The sequence below is a fragment of the Pseudoneobacillus rhizosphaerae genome (assembly GCF_917563885.1).
Lineage (GTDB): Bacteria > Bacillota > Bacilli > Bacillales > Cytobacillaceae > Pseudoneobacillus > Pseudoneobacillus rhizosphaerae.
Map to the genome: position 1 here is coordinate 85,421 of NZ_CAKJTG010000002.1, position 21,207 is coordinate 106,627.

A 21,207-nucleotide genomic window follows, 5' to 3' on the forward strand; every position below is an offset into this window, starting at 1 on the left:
ATATTTTATCATAATCAGGAGGAATACCATAATCATTTGATAAATATTGTTGAAATTTGTCTAAAAAGTGGTTTTAAAGGAAAATTTCAATTATTTGACCTCTTCCTTCTCTTCTCGACGATACTTTAGTTTCGTCGCTTCGCCACCACGTAAATGCCGAATCGATTTATGATAATCTAGAATTTCCTTTACTTCATTTGCAAGTTCGGGATTAATTTCAGGAAGCCTTTCCGTTAAATCTTTATGGACTGTACTTTTGGATACGCCAAACTCCTTCGCAATCGTGCGAACTGTTTTTTTCGTCTCCACGATATACTTTCCAATCTTGATAGTTCTCTCTTTGATGTAATCGTGCACACTCTCGCCCTCCCTAATTTCGGATCTTAAGAAGTGTGAAATGAGACTCGCTTTTCGCTTCGACGTCCTACTGCCTTTTCCACATGCTTTTTTTGAAAAAAAAACCACCAATTTGCGCATGCGCCAGATGTGGCCAACATCACCACATTCCCGATTTTGCCATGTATAATCATATCCTCAACTAAATGTCCGCTCTCTACAAACGACCCCTCACCTCAAACCTCTCATTGTAAGGTTTGTAACATCTTATTAGCTTGGTTCGATTTATATGCAAGAAAAACACAATAGGGACAAGGATAAACCAAAGTTTTTTGAAAATTGGACAAAAACAAAGGAGAAATAGGTGATTTCCTTTAACGCAGTAAAGTGATGAGGGACAGTCCCCCGGCAAGTTCCCGCATTAAAGCACTGGGGGACTGTCCCCCAATCAATTCCCGCTTTAAAGCGCCGGGGGACTGTCCCCCATCACGGTGGTGCGCTAAATTAATGAGAAAATTTTTCTTCTTATGACATAAATAGACTTTGTTTGTCGAATTTTGTATTGATTGAAATATACATATATAATTGGGGGATATTTTCATGGGTCTACTGGTGACACGGCCACGTAAAGAGAGAATTAAAGATCGCCGGACGCACACTTTTAGGAGACGATTATTTGCAGCTTTATTTGCTGCGGTTTTCACAATCGTTCTGGTAACCGCTGTTTATTGGAGTGGAGACAAAATTAAAGCACGAGCGTTTGAAGAAAAGTATACGGTGCAACAAAACGACACGCTTTATGGACTTTCCAAAAAATTCAATTCTAGTGTGGATGAAATCAAGGCGGTTAATTCACTAAAGGAAGATAAGATTAAAACCGGGCAAAAGCTAATCATTCCAAACCGACCTACTCCTCAGACTGATCATATCGTGAAAAAGGGAGAAACGGTTTATTCAATTTCTAAACACTATCAAATTAGCATCGACCATTTAGTAAAAGAAAACGGTTTGAAAAATAACCACATTTACATCGGGCAAAAGCTAAAGATTGCTTTTTCAGAAAAAGGTACTTATGAGGTAATGAAGAGCGATACTTTACATTCCATCGCGAAGCGACACCATATAAGTGTGGAAGAATTAAAAAAACACAATGGACTTAAGTCCAATACCATTAAGATTGGGCAAACTCTCACTGTTCCGGAGAATGCACACCTGCCAATTCACACTCCACAAGCGGAAATGGGAATCACCGAGTTCTACACAGTAGCTGCAGGTGATACATTATGGAGTATTTCAAAGCGGTTTGATGTGCCTTTTTCTACCTTAAAAAAGGTAAATCAATTGGCTGTAGAGGAAGTACTTGTCGGCCAGAAGCTTTTTATTCCCGGTCAAAAGCGATTTGAGGCTGCAGTGGTTGTTGGTGCTGCAGATAGCCGGACAGTTGAGTTTACCGTACAAAATCATCCTGTTCCATTGAAAGTGGCCAAAGGAGCGGCTGCCAAACTTCAGCAATTAATTGGTCAAGAAGTGTTTATTACTTTTAAAAATGGGGCTTTAATTAGCTTTTTACTAAAATAAAAAAGAAGTGCCAGTCCGACATATCTCGGGGAACTGGCACTTCTTTTTTTAGTATAAGAAAAAATGGTACCTTTTTCGTCATCTTACTATCAATGAACTGAATACAGATTGATTTTAAAAAGAGCAACCTGGCGATTCCGCAAAAGATAATGGTATAGAACATTACAAGGTTAAATAAATTGATAACGGAAGAAATGAGGTGAAAAATGTTAGAAAAACTTAGAAGAATTAAATTAATAACGGCTATCTTAATGGGAATATGCTTTTACTCCTTGACCATCTTAATCCATATTCTTATTATTAGCGGCATTATTCCATTAACATGGGTTAATGGTGGACGGTCGGAATCTTTCGCTACTCAGTTACCCATTTCTATTATCAATATCATAATCTCTATTATTGGAGGAGTTTTTACTCTATTAGTTGGTGGAAATTTATTAAATAAATTCAAAAGAGGAACTACCGTTGTATTGTGGTTTTTTGTTGTTCTTTGGTCGATTGGGTATATACAACAATTGTTAGGAACACCTTTTGAAAAAATGGTTTGTTCGTTTGTATTGCTTCTCGGTATCCTCTCGAACTTGCGTATGGCGATTGAAAAAAGGTAGCCATAACCAATGCTATTAATCATGGAACAAAGGGATTCAAATTTTAAAAGACTTCAAAAAATCCCTTCACGAAAATTGTTGAATATTTTCCCACAACAAGTTGTAACCATTTCCAAACGACCTCGTCTATTAAGTTGAAAATACGGAGGTGAAGTAAGATGAAAAAATGGTTAATTTTATTTTCAGCTTTTGTTTTACTCGTTCCCACCTCTACTCTTGCTAGTGTAGATGGGAATCATTCAACCAAAGAAATTAGTCAGTTTGAAATTACTAATCAAAAATTGTCCTTAGAGGATAAGTATTCGTTTTTAAAGAAAAAAGGGGTTTTAAAAGGAAAGCCCGACGGTTTGGCGCATTTTGACAAAGAGCTAACTCGCGCTGAACTTGCAGTTAGCCTGTATCGTCTTTTTAAGCTCGAAAAGCCGCTTGTCAAAATTGCCCCGTTAACGGACACCACGAAGCATTGGGCAAAGGATGAAATACTAGCAGTTACTTTACAAGGTTGGATGGACACTGACAACAATAGAAAATTCCATCCAAATAAAAAGATGACCATTGAAGAAGTGGCCCAAGTATTGGTCAAAGCAGCGGAACTTAATGTCGATGAATACGCATCTATTTGGCTCCCTGCTAGCAACTGGGCACAAGGGTATATGGCTGCCGTTTTAACAGAAAATTTCTTAAGCGGTGAGGAAGATTATCGAAAAATGGCAACCCGATCCCATCTTGTTTACAGCCTTTATGAGCTTTCTAAGTACGTCGATTCCAATAAAGGAATCTGGGAGGGTAGCATGGAACCTAAATTAGCTGTCAAAGCCAACACGGAAGATGATTACCGCTGGACCTTTACCGTAAAAAACCAAACAGAAAAAGAGCAAATCGTCAACATAAGCGCTAGCCAATTTGACTACATCCTGAAAAAGGACGGCAAGAAAATCGAGCAATATACGGATAACAAAAGGTGGATCATGCTCTACAAAGAAACCATATTAAAACAAGGCGAAGAACTAACCTACACTGGCGAATTCCTCAACCTAAAACCGGGCAAATACGAACTAGAAATCTGGCTAATAGACAGCAACTGGCCAGACGCGAAAACAAAAGTAGAATTTGAAGTAAAATAAAAAATAAACTTGCAGCTTAAACGGATTAACGCACTAACGCATTGAGGGACAGTCCCCGGGTGCGTTAATACGTTAAAGCACTGGGGGACTGTCCCCCGGTGCGTTGATGCGTTAAAGCGCTTTAAATCGACAAATTTCTCGGGAAATATTTTATTTATAGGAAATAGTTTTAAAGAAGCAGCCCTTTTAAAAGGACTGCTTCTTTTGGATATATCTATTATTCTAGTGTCCCTATTATTTTTACAATAGCAGCTGTTAGATCTCTCTGAGACCAGCTCGCCATTTCTCTCTTTGAGGCTGCTGCTAGCTCGTGGGATGCAGGTATATGGACAAAGCCTGCATTTTTAATGTCTCCCGCTGCATGCAAAACGGTATACATGATATTGTTGCATAAGTAGGTTCCAGCGCTATTCGAAATTCGAGCTGGGTAGCCTAATTCGTTTAATACCTCTACCATTTTCCGAATCGGTAGAGTTGAAAAATAACCATCTGGTCCATTTTCTACAACCGGAGCGTCCTGAAGAGCTCTTCCATTATTATCCGCCTCACCATCGCGACAATTGATTGCGATTCGTTCTGGCGTGATAGAGGTGCGACCTGCCGCTAACCCCAAGGCAATCACCGCATCAGGCTGAACATCAGCTATCTCTTGTAAAATTTTTGGTCCTGCAGTCTCGTAATCTACTGGTAGTAGCAAGCCGTGGACACGGTAGCCCCCTATTTCCTGACCATCTAGTTCTTTCACAATCGCTTCAGTAGGATTGATCGGAAATCCTAAAAACGGCTCAAAGCCAGTTAGTAATAGTTTTTTCATCGTTATTAGTCCTCTCTTTGACAAAAGCCAGCCGCTTTGGACTGACTTTCATCTTTTTTAAAAAAGTAATTCCAAACTAGTAGCAAGCAATACTACCATCCGTCCGGTGTTCCGTACCCCCAATTAATACGCCTGTTTCAGGATTACGCATAATCACTTGACCTCTACCAAACCCACCAGAATCATGGGATACCGAGATTTGATGTCCTTTTTGAACAAGCTGCCCGATAATGTGATTTGGGAACGAATGCTCCACTTCTATCTTCTTCCCTTCAATCCATTGCCATCTTGGTGCATCTAAAGCGGCCTGTGGATTTAAGCCGAAATCTATCATATTCATCGCTACTTGGAAATGTCCTTGCGGCTGCATATAGCCACCCATAACCCCAAATGGCCCTACTGCCTGACCGTCCTTCGTCATGAACCCAGGAATAATCGTGTGGTACGTCTTCTTTCCTGGCTGAAGCGCATTTTGGTGTTCAGGATCCAGCGAGAAATCATGCCCACGGTTTTGCATGCCAATCCCCGTACCTGGCACCACAATCCCTGACCCGAAGCCCATATAATTACTTTGGATAAAAGAAACCATGTTGCCTTCACCGTCAGCTGTCGATAAATAAACCGTTCCACCCTTAGGAAGGGAGCCTGGCTCAGGTACGCGAGCAGTTTCGCCAATTTGGTCACGACATTGTTTGCCGTACTCTTCTGATAAAAGATCGGCCACACGCGTTTTCATCATGTTTGGATCGGTAATGTATTCCTTGCCGTCCGTGAACGCTTGCTTCATCGCTTCAAGCTGAAGATGGACCGTGCGAACATCTTCCCGATGCGTAAACTGATCATTTTTTAAAATATTTAATGCCATCAACGCCACAAGCCCTTGCCCATTCGGAGGAATTTCCCAAATGTCATAGCCTTTGTAGTTAACCGAAATCGGGTCGACCCACTCTGGTTGATAGCTTTCAAGATCTTCTTTTTGTAAAAATCCGCCAGCCGACGTAGACGCTGCCGCGATTTTTTCAGCAAGGTTGCCACGATAGAAGCTCTCCGCCTTTGTTTCTGCGATTTCCTGTAAAGTGTTCGCATGATCCTCCGAGCTCCAGATTTCACCTATTTCCGGTGCTTTACCGTTTGGTGCAAAAACACGGAACCATTCTTCGAATTCTGGACCTTGAAGACGTTGCTTGTAAGCTGTATAGGCACGCTTCCAATATTTGCTTAACGTCGGCGAGAGTGGATAGCCATTTCGAGCGTACTCAATCGCTGGCTTTAGGACTTCGGTTAAAGGTAGGCGGCCGAAGCGTTCAGAAAGTGCTGCCCATGCGGCAGGCACACCTGGTACTGTAACTGGGATCCAGCCGGTAACTGGCATTTTCTCGTGCCCTTGGTTCTTTAATTTTTCAATCGAAATGCTCTTTGGCGCCGGTCCACTTGCGTTTAAACCATGTAGCTGCTTGTCCTTCGTCCAAACAAGCGCAAAAGCATCCCCACCGATTCCATTGGAGGTCGGCTCTACGACCGTCAGACAGGCCGCTGTGGCGATGGCAGCGTCAATAGCATTTCCACCCTTCTTTAAAATATCTAAGCCAGCTTGAGCCGCTAGAGGCTGTGAGGTGGCAACCATTCCGTTGCGCGCAACCGTCGCCGTGCGTTGTGAAGCATAAGGATATGTATAATAAGGCATATTTGAGTTCCCCCTTTTTTCTCTTCGTTTCTCGAAATAATTATACCAAATGGGGGTTATTGTTGTCTAAAAATTTTGAAAAGGGATTTGATTGCTCTTTTTTTGGGGGTTTTTGGGTTTGCGAGGATCTTGGGGCATGCTGGAGGGGCGCTTGCGTTACCGATTTGCTCTTTTGGGGAGGGTTTCGGGCACGCGAGACCCTCTCGCGGACACTTCTTCCCTCTTTTGGGGAGGTTTCGCGTTCGCGAGACCTTCTCGCGGACACTTCTTCTCCCCTTTGAACAGGTTTCGCGTTCGCGAGACCTTCTCACGAACACGTCCTCCCCCTTTTAACCAGCTTTCGCGTTCGCGAGACCTTCTCACGAACACGTCCTCCCCCTTTTAACCAGCTTTCGCGTTCGCGAGACCTGCTCGCGAACACTTCTTCTCCCTTTTGAACATGTTTCGCGTTCGCGAGACCTTCTCGCGGACACTTCTTCTCCCTTTTGAACATGTTTCGCGTTCGCGAGACCTTCTCACGAACACGTCCTCCCCCTTTTAACCAGCTTTCGCGTTCGCAACACAAGCACATTAACTCCCTCTCAACCATCAGGTTTCAAGCACGCAACCACTTCTCACAGCACAACCCCCCCAAACAAACAAAAAAAGAGCAAGTGCCTATAAATTTGCACTCACTCTTTGTATCGTTTCGTTCAATGATTAAGAAGGATTCGTTTTGGACTTAATACTGTCAGCGTTTTCGTCTGCTTTTTTATCAGTCTTGTCGCCTTCATCTTTTTTGTCCTCTTCAGGAGTACCTGTACCTTCAGCATTCTTGTTGGTATCAACAGAATCGTCCGTTTCAGTTGTTCCTTCTGGACTTGTTTGCTCTTCAACAGCCTTGTCTTCTTTAGCAGCAGGTGTTTCTACCATTACTGAACTTACTGGCTTATCGAAGAATGAAATTGGGTTGACAGGGGTGCTATCTTTGCGAATTTCAAAGTGAACATGTACTCCAGCTTCTTCATTTAACAAACTTTGCCCAGCCTTGGCAATAGGTTGTCCTTGTTTAACTTTGTCACCTTCTACAACTTTAATATCTTTTACAGATTGATATTGAGTGACAACATTGTTATCATGCTGAATGACAATAGCATTTCCTAAAATAGTATCTTCCGCTGACACCTTGATTACGGTACCACTTAGAGCTGCAAGAACATCGAAAGTCTCGCCATTACCAAGTGTGATATCTACGCCCGTATTAGGTTGGTAGGAATTACCGTATTCGACTAAAGCCGCTTCCTGTTCAGCATCTGAGCCATTTACATCGTAAAATGGTTTTTGGATCGATGCCGTTTCGAAATTTGCCAATGGCCACTTGATGTTTTCTAACGCGCTGTTAACCTCAATCGCAGGAGGGTTATTATTTTTACCTGCAATGTCAGTTGCGTTATAATCATACTTGTTGTCCTTTGCAACATTTGTGTTGCTCGTTTGGTACCAAAGAACTGCTGTTAAAATAATGGCTGCACTTGCGATATAAATTGCTGGAAATGCCCAACGCTTTTTGAAAAAGCGCTTAAAACTAGATTCTTGAGAAGTACGTTTTTTTTCTTCCTCTCTCATTTTCCATCACCTCAGCAATCAGTCTTAACGCATTTTGGTGATTATATACAATTATCTAAAAATTTTTTTACACTTATTTTTCGACAAATGTTTTTCTTTTATGCATGATTTTTAAAAAAAGTTGGAGGTTTTTGGTTTGAAGCTTTTACGAAGGATTTTATGGGTTTTACCGCTGCTATATATGATGTTAATTTGGAAAATGTCTAGCCAACCGCATAATGCTTATGTGGAGCTACCTAATTCATCCGTTGATCGCTTTATCAAGGAATCCCTACATCTAGTCGAATTCGCGATTCTGTACCTTCTATTTGTTTTGGCTGCTTATTATAATAAAAAATTGACACCAACCACTAATCTCTTATTTGCGGTCATAGCGGCCTTGTACGGATTCACCGACGAACTACATCAATCCTTCGTCCCCTACCGCTCAGCCACCCTCATAGACCTTGTCAAAGACATCACAGGAGTAACCATCGCATACTACATCATCCGAAAAAGGCTTAGCACTTCACCACGTTAAAGTAGGTGCGGACTGTCCCCACCTGCTTTAACGCAGAAACGCGCCGGGGGACTGTCCCGCCGCGCGTTTTTCGCGTTAAAGCATTTATTTCTTCGCCGTAATAGTCGTTAAATGTTTTTCAGCCGGACTTATTGTAACTCCCTGGTAATAATGCTTGACGATTTGGTCGTAGGATTTGCCTTCTTTCGCCATGCCGTTTGCGCCGTATTGGCTCATACCAACTCCGTGGCCGTTGCCCTTTGTGCTGATGATAATTTGATTACCTTTCTTAATCCATGAGAAATCCGATGATTTTAGATCTAGCTTTTCACGAATATCCTTACCACTTAATGTTTTACCGTTGATATTCACCTTAGCTACACGATTTCCTTCCGTTCTTTCCGTAATGACACCAATTTCATTTCCCGTTATTTTAACCCCGAGTTTTCCTTCAAACTCAGAAACCGTCATAATGACTTGATTATTGAATTTTGGTGATTCCGTCACATCCCATGGACTTTCTACACTGCGCAAATACGGGTAACTATTCGACCAGTAATCCTCAGAGTTTTCCGTATAGCCATTGCTCGTTGAGAAAAATGTTGAATCAATAGGTGTTCCATCATACGTTAATATTTGCCCTTTCGTTGCGATAACTGCCTCTTGGACTTTTCTCAACTTCCACTCATAATCCTTTGGTTTCCAAATTTTCTTTAAGTCCTCTTCACTTTTATATACTTGATGCGTTTCCGTATCGGTGACATTGGCCCCTTGAGGAATGCCCAACTGATTACTACTCGTCAATTGTCTAACAATATAAGTTCTTGCTGTTAAAGCCTGTGCTTTTAATGCCTCTAATTCGAAATCAGCTGGCATTTCCGAAGCTACCACTCCCACCACATAACGCTCAAGTGGTATTTCATCAATTTGTTTTTTGGACATACGATAGACAGCTACTTCAACGGAAGATTCAAGCTGGCTACTATCTACTGGAACCGATTCAGGACCAGAAGAATGCAGATTTTCTCCTAATTCCCCACTTGCCTTACCATCAGAAAACGGTAAAACAAGTAGCGCTGGAATCAATAAAGTGATCGTAAATAGGACTGCTGCTAGGACGAAGAAAGGTTTGAAGTTTTTCATGATATCGATCCTCCATTTGAAGTAATAACAAATAGCCACTAGGCTAGCTCTCTTTTCATTTTTATGGAGGTAAACAAGCATTTATGATAAGTTTTCAAAAAAGTAGCCAAATTTCGTGACTTTAACGCAGTAAAGGAGTGAGGGACAGTCCCCCACCCCTTTACTGCGTTAAAGTCACCTAAGAGAAAATCAACCCACAAAAAAGCCCTGCCCACGTTAGTTGGCAGAGCATTCTTCTAATTACTATTAAGCGTTTAAGTCGGAAATGATTTTTTGATCAGCATCGATATTGATTGCATCGTAATCTTTGACGCGTTCGATATCGGCTCCAATGCTAGCTAATTTTTCATGGAAGTTTACATATCCACGGTCTAGATGTTTCAACTCGGTCACGCGTGTCACGCCATCTGCAACTAATCCTGTAAGAACTAATGATGCTGCAGCACGTAAATCGGTTGCAGACACTTCTGCTCCTTGTAGGTCAGCAGGTCCAGATAAAATGACAGAACGACCTTCAATTTTAATATCGGCATTCATACGACGGAATTCTTCCACGTGCATGAAGCGATTTTCAAATACAGTTTCTGTAATCATACTTGTACCTTGAGCACGTAATAAAAGTGCCATCATTTGAGATTGCATATCTGTTGGGAAACCTGGATGAGGCATCGTCTTAATGTCAACGGCCTTTAGTTTTTCAGGTCCGATCACACGTATACCATCTTCCTCGTCGATAATCATAACGCCCATTTCTTCCATTTTTGCAATTAAAGAAGAAAGATGCTCTGGGACAGCTCCTTGAACTAATACATTTCCTTGTGTAATCGCAGCAGCGACCATAAAGGTTCCTGCTTCTATACGGTCAGGAATAATGTCATGCTCGACTCCATATAAACGATCAACGCCTTCAATACGAATGGTTCCAGTACCAGCACCACGGACATTTGCACCCATGCTATTTAGGAAATTGGCTAAGTCAACAATTTCCGGTTCTTTCGCAACGTTTTCAAGGATGGTCGTTCCTTTTGCGAGGCTAGCCGCCATCATAATATTTTCTGTGGCTCCTACACTTGGAAAATCTAAATAAATTTTCGCCCCGTGTAATCGACCATTTGTGGCTTCTGCCTCAATAAATCCGTTACCAACCTTGACTGTAGCGCCCATTGCCTCAAAACCTTTTAAATGTTGATCAATCGGACGAGATCCAATCGCACAACCTCCTGGTAAAGCAACACGAGCACGACCATTTCGCGCTAATAAAGAACCCATAACTAGTACAGAAGCTCTCATTTTACGTACATATTCAAATGGTGCTTCTACTTTTAACTCTTTGGATGCATCTACAACAACTTGATTATTATTAAACTCCACATTGGCGTTTAGGTATCTTAATACTTCATTGATCGTATATACATCGGAGAGAGTCGGCACGTTTTTAATTATGCTTTTCCCTTCACTTGCTAATAATGTTGCAGCCAGAACAGGTAAAACGGCGTTCTTTGCTCCTTCAACCTTGACTGTACCGTTTAAACGCTGTCCGCCGCGGACAATGATTTTTTCCAAGTGTATTCCCCTCCGCGTCCAATTTCTCTATATTAATATTCAATCGTGATGATTGGTGTGCCAACTACAAGGGTAGTCTTAGCGCCCAATCCGTTTGATCTCATAGCTAACTGTAAATTCATTTTGTAATCTTTTGTTTGAATAGTCTCAGCAAATAATGGCGAAGAGGCCGAAATGGAAACAAACGCAGATTCATGAAGTGATTCTATCTCTTTAGCTTCGAAGGCTTTTAGCCAGTGATTTACTTCTGTTTCGCTCAAAGACGTATCAATCTTATCACTGATATCTGCCTTCATACAAGAGAAACTTGTTGGATTTCCGCGAAATATGGCGGATAATCTCGTATTCCATTTATTCTGAAAAAAGACACTCGTCTGCTCGTTCCATTTTGTTCCTTTTACCTCATATACGAGATACGAATGAAATTGTTCATTTGTGAGGGTAGCCATAATTTGAATGGTTTCATTTATTTCGTTGGAAGTTTGTGTGGCAATGGCCTCCCATTTACCATTGTCCTGATGAATAGTCCAGTCCCAATTAGGGAAATCTTTCATTAGCTTTGCTTGGTATCGTTGCACGTCTTCGTTATTTGTAAAAGAAGCAAGATGTTCACGAGAATGAACAGCCCATTCTTGAATAGAAACCTGTTCCTTATCCAGAACCGAAGCGATTGTCATAAGCTCATTACTACTATTTTCCTTATCGCCCATACTCGCAATAATCGTTCTATTCCCAAATTGCAAAAAAACAAAACCAACAACACCTAAAATCACTAACAAAACAACCGTTCTCTTCATCTCTAATCACTCTCCCCTTACTACCATTCTTTCCAAGGATAGAGAGAGCATACATGGGAATTCTCGTCACTTTATGACAAAAACTTTACCGCTTTAAAGGGCTGGGGGACTGTCCCCACTCACGGTACAGCTTTAAAGCACCGAGGGACTGTCCCCACTCACGGTGATGTGGTAAAGCGGATGGACAATTAATTTATTCCCTTATACATATTACTTAAATGAGTTGGTTTAGGAAACATGTATGAAGTCCTATTTTTTGTTTTTTTTGAAGGGATTTTGTTTTGGTGGTCGAATATTTGGAGTGAATAGAATTTAAGGAGGTTTTTTTATGCCAAGAAAACATCGAGCTTGGTTTCCTGGTGCAATGTACCATGTCACATGTAGAGGTAATAAACAAGCAACTATTTTCGATGATCGAAAGGACCATCAAAAATACTTAACACTCATCGCAGAATCGAAAGAATTATACCCTTTTTCACTCCATGCCTACTGTCTTATGTGTAATCACGTTCATCTCCTCATTGAAACTCACAAAAATCCACTCACAGACATCATGAGATATATTAATACTAAGTATGCCATGTATTTTAATAATCGTTATGAGGTGAATGGGCATGTTTTTCAAGGGCGCTATGACGCAAAAATGATAGAAGATCGCAGCTATTTCCTTAATGCAAATAGGTATATTCATCTAAATCCTCTTGAAGCTAACATCGTTACAAAGCTAGAAGATTATCCATGGAGTAGTTATACTTCCTACTTTTCCTCCCTATCCAATCCTTTAGTAACCTCAGTAAAAATACTTTCTCAATTTCAAGAGCCACAGTTAGAAAATTACCTTGCGTTTTTGTTTGCTCCAAATCCTAAAAAGGAGGAAATCCCATGTCGGTAGTCATGAAAAGTATCGGCTTGCGTGGAATGACTGGGTATATTGTTCATGTAGAAGTGAAGGCAATCAATGGTTTAGGATCATTTACAATTGTTGGTTTGCCAGACCTGTCTGTTAAGGAATCGAAACAAAGAGTGATGGCAACATTATTTTCACTTAAAAATTCAAACTTACATGAAAAGAAAATCTTCGTAAACCTTTCTCCATCTGAGCAAAAAAAGAATGGCCCGTTTTTTGATTTAGCCATGGCGATTGGTATTGTAATTGAATTAGGGCTGTACCCCATAAACCCTCCAATTGATACTGCCTATTTAGGTGCTTTATCGCTTGACGGCACAATCCAACCAATTGAAGGAATTCTACCTGCTCTCTTGGCGGCTAAACAACTTGGCATAAAAAAGATCATTTGCCCTTCCCATCCAAGCTTGGCTGGCTTTGAACTAAATGGTGTCGAAATTATTTTTGTATCAAACTTTGAAGAAACCATTCAAATTCTTTCTGGAGAAAAAATAGACCAGAGACCAATATTACCTTTATCCAATAATAATGAAGGATTTCTTACCGAAAACAGACAACAATTAGATTTTTCTTCTATTATAGGTCACGTTAATACAAAGCGAGCGTTAGAAATTGCAGCTGCAGGTGGTCATAATGTCTTAATGTTTGGACCACCTGGTTGTGGAAAAAGTTTATTAGCTGAAAATTTCTCTACCATTCTCCCTCCACTTACCCCAGAACAAAGGCTTGAGGTATTAAGCCTTTATCAATTAGCAGCTGTATCGGCAGAACCTGCTTTAACTACACCACCATTTAGGCAGCCACATCATTCATCCTCTGCGGTGTCACTAATTGGGGGAGGATCAAATCCAAAACCTGGAGAAATATCCTTAGCACATAATGGTGTTTTATTTCTAGATGAAATGGCAGAGTTCACAAAAAAAGCGTTAGATATGTTAAGGCAGCCGTTAGAAAGTGGGAAAGTAACGATTAGTCGAGCACTCTCCACTGTTTCTTATCCAGCTAGATTTATATTAATAGCAGCATTAAATCCCTGCCCATGTGGCTATAGAAATTCATTAAATCAGTTTTGTTTGTGTACACCGAAACAAATCCTTGCTTATCGGCGGAAAATTTCTGGCCCCATCTTGGACCGATTAGATATTTTTCTACAAATGAAATCTGTTGATTTAGAAAAAGAAAGGACGAAAACCCAAGAAAGTTCTAATAGCATTAAAAAACGCGTCATAAAGGCGCGTGAAAGACAATTCCAGCGCTATGGACACCATGCACTCAACTCCTACATTTCGAGCGAAAGGCTTCTTGAAACTTCCCCCATTAGCAAAAAACAAGAAAGAGATTTACAAAAATTCGCCATGAATCATCATCTAAGCACCCGAGCTCAAATAAAAATATTAAGAGTAGCACGAACCATATCAGATCTTGCAAACGAAAATAACATCACAAACCAATCCATCCAAGAAGCCATCCAACTAAGACTAACCGAATTCTAAAAATCCCCAACGCTTTAAAGCTGCACAGCACTCGGGGACAGTCCCTCACTGCTTTAACGCGGTACAACACTCGGGGACTGTCCCTCACTGCTTTAACGCTGCACAGCACTCGGGGACTGTCCCTCACTGCTTTAACGCGGTACAACACTCGGGGACTGTCCCCCACTGCTTTAACGCGGTACAACACTCGGGGACTGTCCCCCATCCCTTTAAAGCACTAAACCAACACTACTATCTCCAGGATAAGGGGTAGCTGGCGTGACCAGAGTAGGTAGTCTAGTAAGAAGTTGCTTACTAATGATCCGAGTGCGATGGATAGTAGTATGTATAGTACTCTTGACTGATTGATTTTGTTTGGTTTTAGTAGCTTGTCTAGACGGATGGCTTGGAGTGCCCACCACGAAAGTGCAATACAAATTAAATTTATGAAAATGCTCATTAATGAATTTGATCCTACTATTGAAGGTATCATAATATTGTTAACCCAGCCTCCACTCTCTCTTATATAATCATTATTTTATCACATAAAAAAAGGAAGGAGCCCCTATCTCCTTCCTTCCCAAAACCAAAAACTATTTAATATGCCAGAACCGTACCCAGCATATTTATATATATCCCCTTTGAATAGACCTTCCATTTCTCCCATTAAAGCCAAAAACGATTACTGTAAAAAGTCCTTAAACTGCATAAAATTATCGTGTAAGAAGTCAAATGCGATGTTAGGTAAGATACCTAATGCAATCGTTCCAACGACACTTCCGATTAAAACAACCAATAACGCCACTGGGATGTTAAATTTGCTATCATCAGCAGCTGGACGGAAGAACATTTGTGTCATGATGCCAAAATAATAGAAATAAGAAACTACTGAAGTTGCAATCAAGATCGATGCTAACACGTAATGAGCTGGTTCTGTTGCAAAGGCACCCATGAAAATGTTTAATTTTCCGATGAAGCCTGCTGTTCCAGGAATCCCTGCTAATGAAAGAATTAACACCGCAAATGTCACGGCTAAAATCGGAGCGCGACGGTAAAGACCTGCATACGCACTGATATCGTCTGAGCCCGCTTTTGCGCCAACTAATTGGATAATCGCGAATGCTCCAACGTTCATGAACAAATACGCTAATAAGTAAAACCAAATAGCATCAAAAGTGAAATAGCTCATGCTTGTGAATGCTACTAAAATATAACCTGCATGGGCAATACTTGAGTAAGCAAACATTCTTTTAATATTGCGCTGGCGCAACGCGATGACATTTCCGATTATCATCGTTGCTCCTGCTAAGAAGCCGATATAATCTTGTAAATGTAACAACATCGGTAACGCATCTTGTGCTCCAGTTGCTGGCACAGAGCCGAATATGGATACAAAAATCCGGACAATAATCACAAATCCAGCTGTTTTAGAAACAATGCTTAGGAAAGCTGTTACAGGTGTTGGTGCTCCTTCATATACATCCGGTGCCCACATATGGAAAGGCGCTGTTGCAAGCTTGAAGGAAAGTCCCACTAATGTCATGAAAAACGCAATCGCTAGTAAATAAAGCTGATTCTGCGAACCTCCCATGGTCATTAACGTACCTGACATATCTTTAATATTCGTTGTTCCTGTTAAACCGTAAATATAACTTAATCCGAATAGCGTGATTGCGGTTGAAATTCCACCGTTGATCACATATTTCATCGCAGATTCGTTCGACTTCTTGTTGCGCTTCGTAACTCCTACTAAAACCCAAGAAGAAATTGTTAATAATTCTAAACCAATAAATAACGTGATTAAGTCACCTGAAGAAGCCATAAACATTGCTCCAAGCAACGCTGTTAAAAATAAGTAATAAAATTCTCCTGCAAATTCTGCCAAGCCATCTTTTTTCTCAAAGCTAATCGCCAATAATAAAACAAATAGCGAGCCGATTAAGAGAATAAATTTAAATGCTTTCGCAAAAGAATCCAGTCGGAAGGTATCAAACAGGATGGATGTTACAGGCTCGTCAATGAAACCTGCAAGCGAAACTGTCGCTGCTGCAATCCCTGCAACCCCAATCCAACCTAGAATTTTACGATCCATCGACTTTGGCATAAATAAATCTAATATTGATAATAATGTCGCTACACCTAGGATGATGAACTCAGGTGTCATGATGCTCCATTTAAAGTCTAGTAATTGCTCAAGCTCCATCCTTCATCACCCTCCTAACCCTAGCATAATTGCATCTAATGTCGTTTTAAGCGGTTCGCTTAACACACTTGGATAGACACCAATTAATACAATCAATGCCATTAACGTGATAACTGGTACCCATTCTACTTTTCTCAAATCTGTAATCCCAGTAAACTCGCGGTGTGATTTTCCGAATGTAATCCCTAATACGGCACGTAATAAATAGACGGCTGTCATAATAATCCCAATCGCTCCAACCGCGGCAACCCATGGCATCTCTTCAAATAATCCTAAGAACGCCATAAATTCACTGACAAATCCAGACATACCTGGCAAACCAAGTGAAGCCATTGCGCCAGCTAGTAAAAATCCAGCCGCAATCGGCATTCCTTTTGCGATTCCACCAAGGTTCTCTAATAATGTTGTATCTGTGCGCTCATAGAACACACTAACAAGGAAGAACAATAAAGCGGAAATTAAACCGTGAGAAACGACTTGGAAAATCGCTCCTTGAATTCCTGCCTCGTTCATCGCACCAAGTCCGATTAACACGATTCCCATGTGAGAAATCGACGAGTACGCTAACACCATTTTGAAATCCTTCTGAACAAATGCTAAAAATGCACCATATAAAAGGTTGATAACTCCTAAAATAGCTAGCAACAGTCCTAATGTTTTAAATTGTTCTGGAAAAATTCCCATCCCAAATCGGATTAAACCGAAGGCACCAATTTTTAAAAGAATACCAGAGTGCAGCATTACAATCGATGGTGGTGCTTGAACGTGAACGCGTAGCATCCATGTATGCAATGGGAAAATAGGTAGCTTAACGCCAAAGGCTACAAGTAAGGCAAAAAGTAAGCCAAATTTCATTGTATCTGAGATTGGCGCCATCATTTGTTGATCTGGATTATTCACGATTTGCGCCAGTACATCAATATTTGATGTTCCAGTGCGAGCGAATAACACCATAATCACAATTAATAGAACCGCAGAACCTAATCCGTTATAGATTAAGAAGCTATAAGCTGCTCTTTCTTTTTCAAAATAACCCCATTTTCCGATTAAGAAGAACATTGGGATTAACGTAATCTCAAAGAATATAAAGAATAGAATTAAGTTTTCAGCAGCAAATACTCCAAGCATCCCTACTTCTAAAAGTAAGAACAGCATAAAGTAGCCTTTCCATTCTTTTTTAATATGAATAGACGCCACTGCAGCAAGCGTTGCAATGATCGAGGTTAATAACACCATAATCATTGAAAAGCCATCTAGACCTAATTCGTAATGTACCGCAAAGAAGTTTTTATCCATTTCTCCGAAGCCGCCAAATTGAATCCAATGCTTCATTACCGAGAAATCCTCTAAGCTTTTTCCAGCTAGATAATGGAAGTAAACAGCCAGTGACAATAATAACGTTGGTAATGTTGCTAAAAAGCCCACTAGCTTAATTGTTTTTTCCTGTGTGTTAGGAATAAACGCTAACACGACCATACCTAAAACAGGGAAGAATACTAATAAGGTTAGAACGTATGAAAGATCCATTTTATAAGTACCCTCCTGTCAATGCAAAGATGACCATAAGAATCGCTAGTCCAATAAAGGCAACCGCACTATACGTTTGCACCTGACCTGTTTGAAGCTTCGCGCCAAGACGACCAAGAGTCTGAACAAACGCCGTTACACCTAGCACAATTCCTTCTACTAAATACGTATCAATATAACGAAGGAAATGACTGAAGCCTTTCGTTACTTTTACAATCGTCATCGAATAAAACTCGTCAATATAATATTTGTTATACAAGACTTTATAAAGTGTTTGAGCTCCAAGCCAATTTCGAGAAAGTGATTTCTTTCCGTAGATTAACCAAGAAAGATAAATCCCTGCTAACGAAACAACTGTCGCTACAATCATAATCCACGCTGGACCTTCAACATGACCATGGCCTAACGCTTCATTTCCTTCCACTAACCAGTCTCCAAGGAAAGTACCGAACCAAGGTGTGTTCACATAACCAGACACAACCGCCAATACAGCTAGGACGATCATTGGTAAGGTCATTAAACTTGGTGATTCGTGGACATTCTTCATTTCACTACGAGACTTGCCCGTAAACACCATGAAGAATAATCGGAACATATAAAATGCTGTAAAGAAAGCCGCAATGACTGCTAACAAGAACAGTATTGGATGGCCACCTTCCCAAGCGGCAATTAAAATTTCATCTTTGGAAAAGAAACCTGAGAATAATGGTACTCCACTAATCGCTAATGTTCCGATTAAAAATAACGGCCCAGTGACGCGAAGCTTTTTCCATAATCCGCCCATTTCTTCAATGTTTTGCGTATGAACCGCATGAATCACACTACCAGCAGCTAAGAATAGCAATGCTTTAAAGAATGCATGTGTCATTAAGTGGAACACACCGGCAACATAACCAGCAGAACCTAGTGCTAACATCATGTAACCAAGCTGACTGACGGTTGAATACGCCAAGACCCGCTTGATGTCCGTTTGTACTAAACCGATACTTGCTGCAAAAATGGCTGTAATCGCACCGATGACCGCAATCGTCGTTAACGCCACATCACTCGCTGTAAATAGCGGGAATAACGCCGCAACTAAGTAAACCCCTGCTGCAACCATTGTTGCTGCATGGATTAAAGCAGAAACTGGTGTCGGACCTTCCATCGCGTCCGGTAACCAAGTGTGTAACGGGAACTGACCGGATTTACCAACCGCCCCGATAAAAATTAAAATTGCTGTTAAGGTAATCATGCCTTGGGCAACTTCACCTGCTGCTACTGCAGCAAAAATGGCATCATATTCAAAGCTACCAACCTGCCAGAATAATAAAATCATTCCGATTAACAAGCCGACATCTCCGATACGTGTCATAATAAACGCTTTTTTCGCTGCGGCCTTCGCTTCATCCTTATAAAAATAGAAGCCTATTAATAAGAAGGAACCGACACCAACAAGCTCCCAGAAGAAGTATGTTTGCAGTAAGTTTGGCGAAAGAACGAGGCCAAGCATCGCAAACGTAAATAATCCTAGGTAAGCGTAAAAAACTGGAAAGCGCTCTTCGCCGTGCATATACCCTTTGGAATATGTATGTACGAGAAAACTTACGAGCGACACAATTACCAGCATTAATGCATTTAATTGATTCACTTCAAAGCCCGCTGTTAATTGAACATCTCCTATTGTGAGCCAAACGCCCTCTTGCTTGTAGGTAGGTGACGAGAATCGCTCAAACAATACCAACAAGGAATAGACTAAAGAAGCAAACGTCAGTAGCATACCTACATAAGCGCTTGATTCTTTAAACCGTTTTCCAAATAGAAGAAGGAACAAGAACGATAAAAGCGGGAAAAGCGGTATGATCCATGCATTTTCCATCACTATCACATTCCCCTTTATTGAACGCGCAAAATCTAAACGCGTCTACTAGAGTTTCTCTTAATTTTTCATAGCATCCATCTCGTCAATATTAACTGACTTCTTATTGCGATAAAGTGCGAATAATATCGCTAACCCAACAGCTGCCTCGGCGGCTGCTACCGACATCGCAAATAAAGCAAAGACCTGGCCCGTAATATTTGGCATCATGCCATACTTACTAAATGTAACCAAGTTAATATTAACCGCATTTAGCATCAATTCAATCGAAACCAACACAATTACGGTGTTGCGTTTTGTCAAAGCACCGTAAAGTCCGATACAAAATAAAATTAACGCCAAGGATAGAAAGGCTGAAGCTGGAACTCCACTCATTCCTTATCCCCCTCCTTCTCATCATCCTTCTTGGCTAACATAATCGAGCCAATCAGAGCAACTAATAATAGCACCGACGTTAATTCAAACGGAATTACAAACTTGGAATATAAAGCTTCCCCAATTTGCATCGTATTTTTCTCATGAAGTGTGTTTTCCATTTGTGGTAAATCTAGATTGTAAATTCCAAAGTAGAGCACCGCTGCGAAGCCCAGTACGCCTAAAAATACGGCAAACTTTCTCCAACTGCTTCCTGGTGCTTCACTTGTATCCTCGTGACGCGTTAACATAATTCCAAATAGCATGATAATGGTAATCGCCCCAGCATAAATCAAAATCTGGACTGCAGCCACAAATTCAGCTGAAAGCAGGACATAAATTCCTGCAATACTGACAAATGTGAACACAAGCGCAACCATCATATGCATGACATTGGAAAGATTTAATAAAAGCACGCCGCCGATCACCGCTACTAAAGCGATGCCCATGAATGCTATAAACTCTCCAGACATCATGCCTTATTCACCTGCCTAATGTTTTCATCATTTTCATCTAACCACTCTAAATTCTTAAACAACATATCACGACTATACTCAGCAAGCTCAAAGTTATTCGTCATAATAATCGCCTCCGTCGGACAAACCTCCGTACAAAGGTCACAAAGAATGCAGATTTCGAAGTTGATATCATACGTATCGATGATTTTCCCCTTCTTCGTCGGATCTGGATGCTTCTTCCCTGTCAACTGAATACAATCCGTCGGACAAATATTCGCACATTGATTACAAACAATACACTTCTCCGGATAAAACTTCTGAATCCCACGGAAGCGATCCGGCAACGGAAGCGGTTTATTCGGATAATCATACGTTACCTTTTCCTTCGTCAACTGATTCAGGGTATACTTCAAACCTTTAAATAAACCTAACATGTAATTTCACCCCTTTTTTTGAAAAAAGAAGATTTGATATCGAAAAGCGGAAGTGGCTCGTTCAGCCCCGACAAGCATAAGACGAGCATCAGTGGAAGGTGTTCTTTACCTTCCGGTGAGGAGTGGCTTATGACCTCGAGGGGCTAGCCGCTGGAGCTGGACAATTTGCGGTCAGCAGGCATA

21 protein-coding genes are annotated in these 21,207 nt (G+C 40.9%); 7 read left to right on the forward strand and 14 right to left on the reverse strand.

Annotation, left to right across the window (positions count from 1 at the left end; translation table 11 throughout):
- Positions 1–90 precede the first annotated feature (90 nt).
- Positions 91–357, reverse strand: a complete 267-nt coding sequence (gene spoIIID / locus LRP83_RS01655; protein ID WP_253073887.1) for a sporulation transcriptional regulator SpoIIID — start codon at positions 355–357, stop codon at positions 91–93.
- Between the two features lie 579 nt (positions 358–936).
- Here spoIIID and LRP83_RS01660 point away from each other — a divergent pair.
- The 3 genes from LRP83_RS01660 to LRP83_RS01670 all read left to right on the forward strand — a co-directional run bounded on the left by LRP83_RS01660 (position 937) and on the right by LRP83_RS01670 (position 3,646).
- Positions 937–1,914 carry a LysM peptidoglycan-binding domain-containing protein gene (locus LRP83_RS01660; protein WP_230494930.1) on the forward strand — a complete coding sequence of 326 codons (978 nt, stop codon included), beginning with the start codon at positions 937–939 and terminating at the stop codon, positions 1,912–1,914.
- A 206-nt stretch (positions 1,915–2,120) separates the two neighbouring features.
- Positions 2,121–2,522 (forward strand): hypothetical protein, encoded by a 402-nt coding sequence (locus tag LRP83_RS01665; RefSeq protein ID WP_230494931.1) that lies wholly within the window; start codon positions 2,121–2,123, stop codon positions 2,520–2,522.
- Between the two features lie 158 nt (positions 2,523–2,680).
- Complete coding sequence (locus LRP83_RS01670) at positions 2,681–3,646, forward strand: BsuPI-related putative proteinase inhibitor (protein WP_230494932.1); 966 nt, start codon at positions 2,681–2,683, stop codon at positions 3,644–3,646.
- Between the two features lie 217 nt (positions 3,647–3,863).
- On the opposite strand, the gene LRP83_RS01675 is transcribed toward LRP83_RS01670, so the two are convergent.
- The 3 genes from LRP83_RS01675 to spoIIQ form a co-directional block, all read right to left on the reverse strand.
- On the reverse strand, positions 3,864–4,460 hold the full coding sequence (locus tag LRP83_RS01675; RefSeq protein WP_230494933.1) for a pyroglutamyl-peptidase I: 597 nt from the start codon (positions 4,458–4,460) through the stop codon (positions 3,864–3,866).
- A 76-nt stretch (positions 4,461–4,536) separates the two neighbouring features.
- Complete coding sequence (gene ggt, locus LRP83_RS01680) at positions 4,537–6,144, reverse strand: gamma-glutamyltransferase (protein WP_230494934.1); 1,608 nt, start codon at positions 6,142–6,144, stop codon at positions 4,537–4,539.
- Positions 6,145–6,843: 699 nt separating this feature from the next.
- Positions 6,844–7,749 carry a stage II sporulation protein SpoIIQ gene (spoIIQ, locus tag LRP83_RS01685; RefSeq protein WP_230494935.1) on the reverse strand — a complete coding sequence of 302 codons (906 nt, stop codon included), beginning with the start codon at positions 7,747–7,749 and terminating at the stop codon, positions 6,844–6,846.
- A 136-nt stretch (positions 7,750–7,885) separates the two neighbouring features.
- Between spoIIQ and LRP83_RS01690 the strand changes: the two genes are divergently transcribed.
- Complete coding sequence (locus tag LRP83_RS01690) at positions 7,886–8,269, forward strand: VanZ family protein (RefSeq protein ID WP_230494936.1); 384 nt, start codon at positions 7,886–7,888, stop codon at positions 8,267–8,269.
- A gap of 84 nt (positions 8,270–8,353) precedes the next feature.
- Here the strand turns inward: LRP83_RS01690 and spoIID are convergent, their stop codons facing one another.
- The 3 genes from spoIID to LRP83_RS01705 all read right to left on the reverse strand — a co-directional run bounded on the left by spoIID (position 8,354) and on the right by LRP83_RS01705 (position 11,751).
- Complete coding sequence (gene spoIID, locus LRP83_RS01695) at positions 8,354–9,391, reverse strand: stage II sporulation protein D (protein ID WP_230494937.1); 1,038 nt, start codon at positions 9,389–9,391, stop codon at positions 8,354–8,356.
- Positions 9,392–9,637: 246 nt separating this feature from the next.
- Positions 9,638–10,954, reverse strand: a complete 1,317-nt coding sequence (gene murA, locus LRP83_RS01700) for a UDP-N-acetylglucosamine 1-carboxyvinyltransferase (RefSeq protein WP_230494938.1) — start codon at positions 10,952–10,954, stop codon at positions 9,638–9,640.
- Between the two features lie 32 nt (positions 10,955–10,986).
- The gene (locus tag LRP83_RS01705; RefSeq protein WP_230494939.1) at positions 10,987–11,751 is read right to left on the reverse strand and encodes a YwmB family TATA-box binding protein; all 765 of its coding nucleotides are present in this window, start codon (positions 11,749–11,751) and stop codon (positions 10,987–10,989) included.
- A gap of 328 nt (positions 11,752–12,079) precedes the next feature.
- Between LRP83_RS01705 and LRP83_RS01710 the strand changes: the two genes are divergently transcribed.
- On the forward strand, positions 12,080–12,643 hold the full coding sequence (locus LRP83_RS01710; protein ID WP_230494940.1) for an REP-associated tyrosine transposase: 564 nt from the start codon (positions 12,080–12,082) through the stop codon (positions 12,641–12,643).
- Complete coding sequence (locus tag LRP83_RS01715) at positions 12,634–14,151, forward strand: YifB family Mg chelatase-like AAA ATPase (protein WP_230494941.1); 1,518 nt, start codon at positions 12,634–12,636, stop codon at positions 14,149–14,151. The genes LRP83_RS01710 and LRP83_RS01715 overlap by 10 nt, the downstream gene beginning before the upstream one ends.
- A gap of 217 nt (positions 14,152–14,368) precedes the next feature.
- On the opposite strand, the gene LRP83_RS01720 is transcribed toward LRP83_RS01715, so the two are convergent.
- Positions 14,369–14,623, reverse strand: coding sequence for a DUF1146 family protein (locus tag LRP83_RS01720; RefSeq protein ID WP_230494942.1), 255 nt, complete (start codon positions 14,621–14,623; stop codon positions 14,369–14,371).
- Positions 14,624–14,626: 3 nt separating this feature from the next.
- Between LRP83_RS01720 and LRP83_RS23400 the strand changes: the two genes are divergently transcribed.
- On the forward strand, positions 14,627–14,731 hold the full coding sequence (locus LRP83_RS23400; RefSeq protein ID WP_494337128.1) for a hypothetical protein: 105 nt from the start codon (positions 14,627–14,629) through the stop codon (positions 14,729–14,731).
- Positions 14,732–14,812: 81 nt separating this feature from the next.
- Here LRP83_RS23400 and nuoN read toward each other — a convergent pair whose 3' ends face one another.
- The 6 genes from nuoN to nuoI are packed head-to-tail and all read right to left on the reverse strand — an operon-like array spanning position 14,813 to position 21,024.
- Positions 14,813–16,333: an NADH-quinone oxidoreductase subunit NuoN gene (gene nuoN, locus LRP83_RS01725; RefSeq protein ID WP_230494943.1), complete on the reverse strand. Its 1,521-nt coding sequence runs from the start codon at positions 16,331–16,333 to the stop codon at positions 14,813–14,815.
- 6 nt (positions 16,334–16,339) lie between these two features.
- Positions 16,340–17,860 carry a complex I subunit 4 family protein gene (locus LRP83_RS01730; RefSeq protein ID WP_230494944.1) on the reverse strand — a complete coding sequence of 507 codons (1,521 nt, stop codon included), beginning with the start codon at positions 17,858–17,860 and terminating at the stop codon, positions 16,340–16,342.
- Between the two features lies 1 nt (position 17,861).
- Complete coding sequence (gene nuoL, locus LRP83_RS01735) at positions 17,862–19,721, reverse strand: NADH-quinone oxidoreductase subunit L (protein ID WP_230494945.1); 1,860 nt, start codon at positions 19,719–19,721, stop codon at positions 17,862–17,864.
- Positions 19,722–19,778: 57 nt separating this feature from the next.
- Positions 19,779–20,093 carry an NADH-quinone oxidoreductase subunit NuoK gene (nuoK, locus tag LRP83_RS01740; RefSeq protein ID WP_230494946.1) on the reverse strand — a complete coding sequence of 105 codons (315 nt, stop codon included), beginning with the start codon at positions 20,091–20,093 and terminating at the stop codon, positions 19,779–19,781.
- Positions 20,090–20,605 carry an NADH-quinone oxidoreductase subunit J gene (locus LRP83_RS01745; protein ID WP_230495082.1) on the reverse strand — a complete coding sequence of 172 codons (516 nt, stop codon included), beginning with the start codon at positions 20,603–20,605 and terminating at the stop codon, positions 20,090–20,092. The genes nuoK and LRP83_RS01745 overlap by 4 nt, the downstream gene beginning before the upstream one ends.
- Positions 20,605–21,024, reverse strand: coding sequence for an NADH-quinone oxidoreductase subunit NuoI (gene nuoI / locus LRP83_RS01750; protein ID WP_230494947.1), 420 nt, complete (start codon positions 21,022–21,024; stop codon positions 20,605–20,607). Before nuoI ends, LRP83_RS01745 begins: the two co-directional genes overlap by 1 nt.
- Positions 21,025–21,207 lie beyond the last annotated feature (183 nt).

Coding starts and splice junctions, on each gene's coding strand:
- LRP83_RS01710 (WP_230494940.1), top strand. CDS start 12,080: ATGCCAAGAAAACATCGAGCTTGGTTTCCTGGTGCAATGTACCATGTC.
- nuoN (WP_230494943.1), bottom strand. CDS start 16,333: ATGGAGCTTGAGCAATTACTAGACTTTAAATGGAGCATCATGACACCT.
- LRP83_RS01670 (WP_230494932.1), top strand. CDS start 2,681: ATGAAAAAATGGTTAATTTTATTTTCAGCTTTTGTTTTACTCGTTCCC.
- LRP83_RS01720 (WP_230494942.1), bottom strand. CDS start 14,623: ATGATACCTTCAATAGTAGGATCAAATTCATTAATGAGCATTTTCATA.
- LRP83_RS01675 (WP_230494933.1), bottom strand. CDS start 4,460: ATGAAAAAACTATTACTAACTGGCTTTGAGCCGTTTTTAGGATTTCCG.
- LRP83_RS01705 (WP_230494939.1), bottom strand. CDS start 11,751: ATGAAGAGAACGGTTGTTTTGTTAGTGATTTTAGGTGTTGTTGGTTTT.
- LRP83_RS01745 (WP_230495082.1), bottom strand. CDS start 20,605: ATGTCTGGAGAGTTTATAGCATTCATGGGCATCGCTTTAGTAGCGGTG.
- LRP83_RS01665 (WP_230494931.1), top strand. CDS start 2,121: ATGTTAGAAAAACTTAGAAGAATTAAATTAATAACGGCTATCTTAATG.
- ggt (WP_230494934.1), bottom strand. CDS start 6,144: ATGCCTTATTATACATATCCTTATGCTTCACAACGCACGGCGACGGTT.
- LRP83_RS01730 (WP_230494944.1), bottom strand. CDS start 17,860: ATGGATCTTTCATACGTTCTAACCTTATTAGTATTCTTCCCTGTTTTA.
- nuoI (WP_230494947.1), bottom strand. CDS start 21,024: ATGTTAGGTTTATTTAAAGGTTTGAAGTATACCCTGAATCAGTTGACG.
- nuoK (WP_230494946.1), bottom strand. CDS start 20,093: ATGAGTGGAGTTCCAGCTTCAGCCTTTCTATCCTTGGCGTTAATTTTA.
- LRP83_RS01715 (WP_230494941.1), top strand. CDS start 12,634: ATGTCGGTAGTCATGAAAAGTATCGGCTTGCGTGGAATGACTGGGTAT.
- spoIID (WP_230494937.1), bottom strand. CDS start 9,391: ATGAAAAACTTCAAACCTTTCTTCGTCCTAGCAGCAGTCCTATTTACG.
- spoIIQ (WP_230494935.1), bottom strand. CDS start 7,749: ATGAGAGAGGAAGAAAAAAAACGTACTTCTCAAGAATCTAGTTTTAAG.
- LRP83_RS01660 (WP_230494930.1), top strand. CDS start 937: ATGGGTCTACTGGTGACACGGCCACGTAAAGAGAGAATTAAAGATCGC.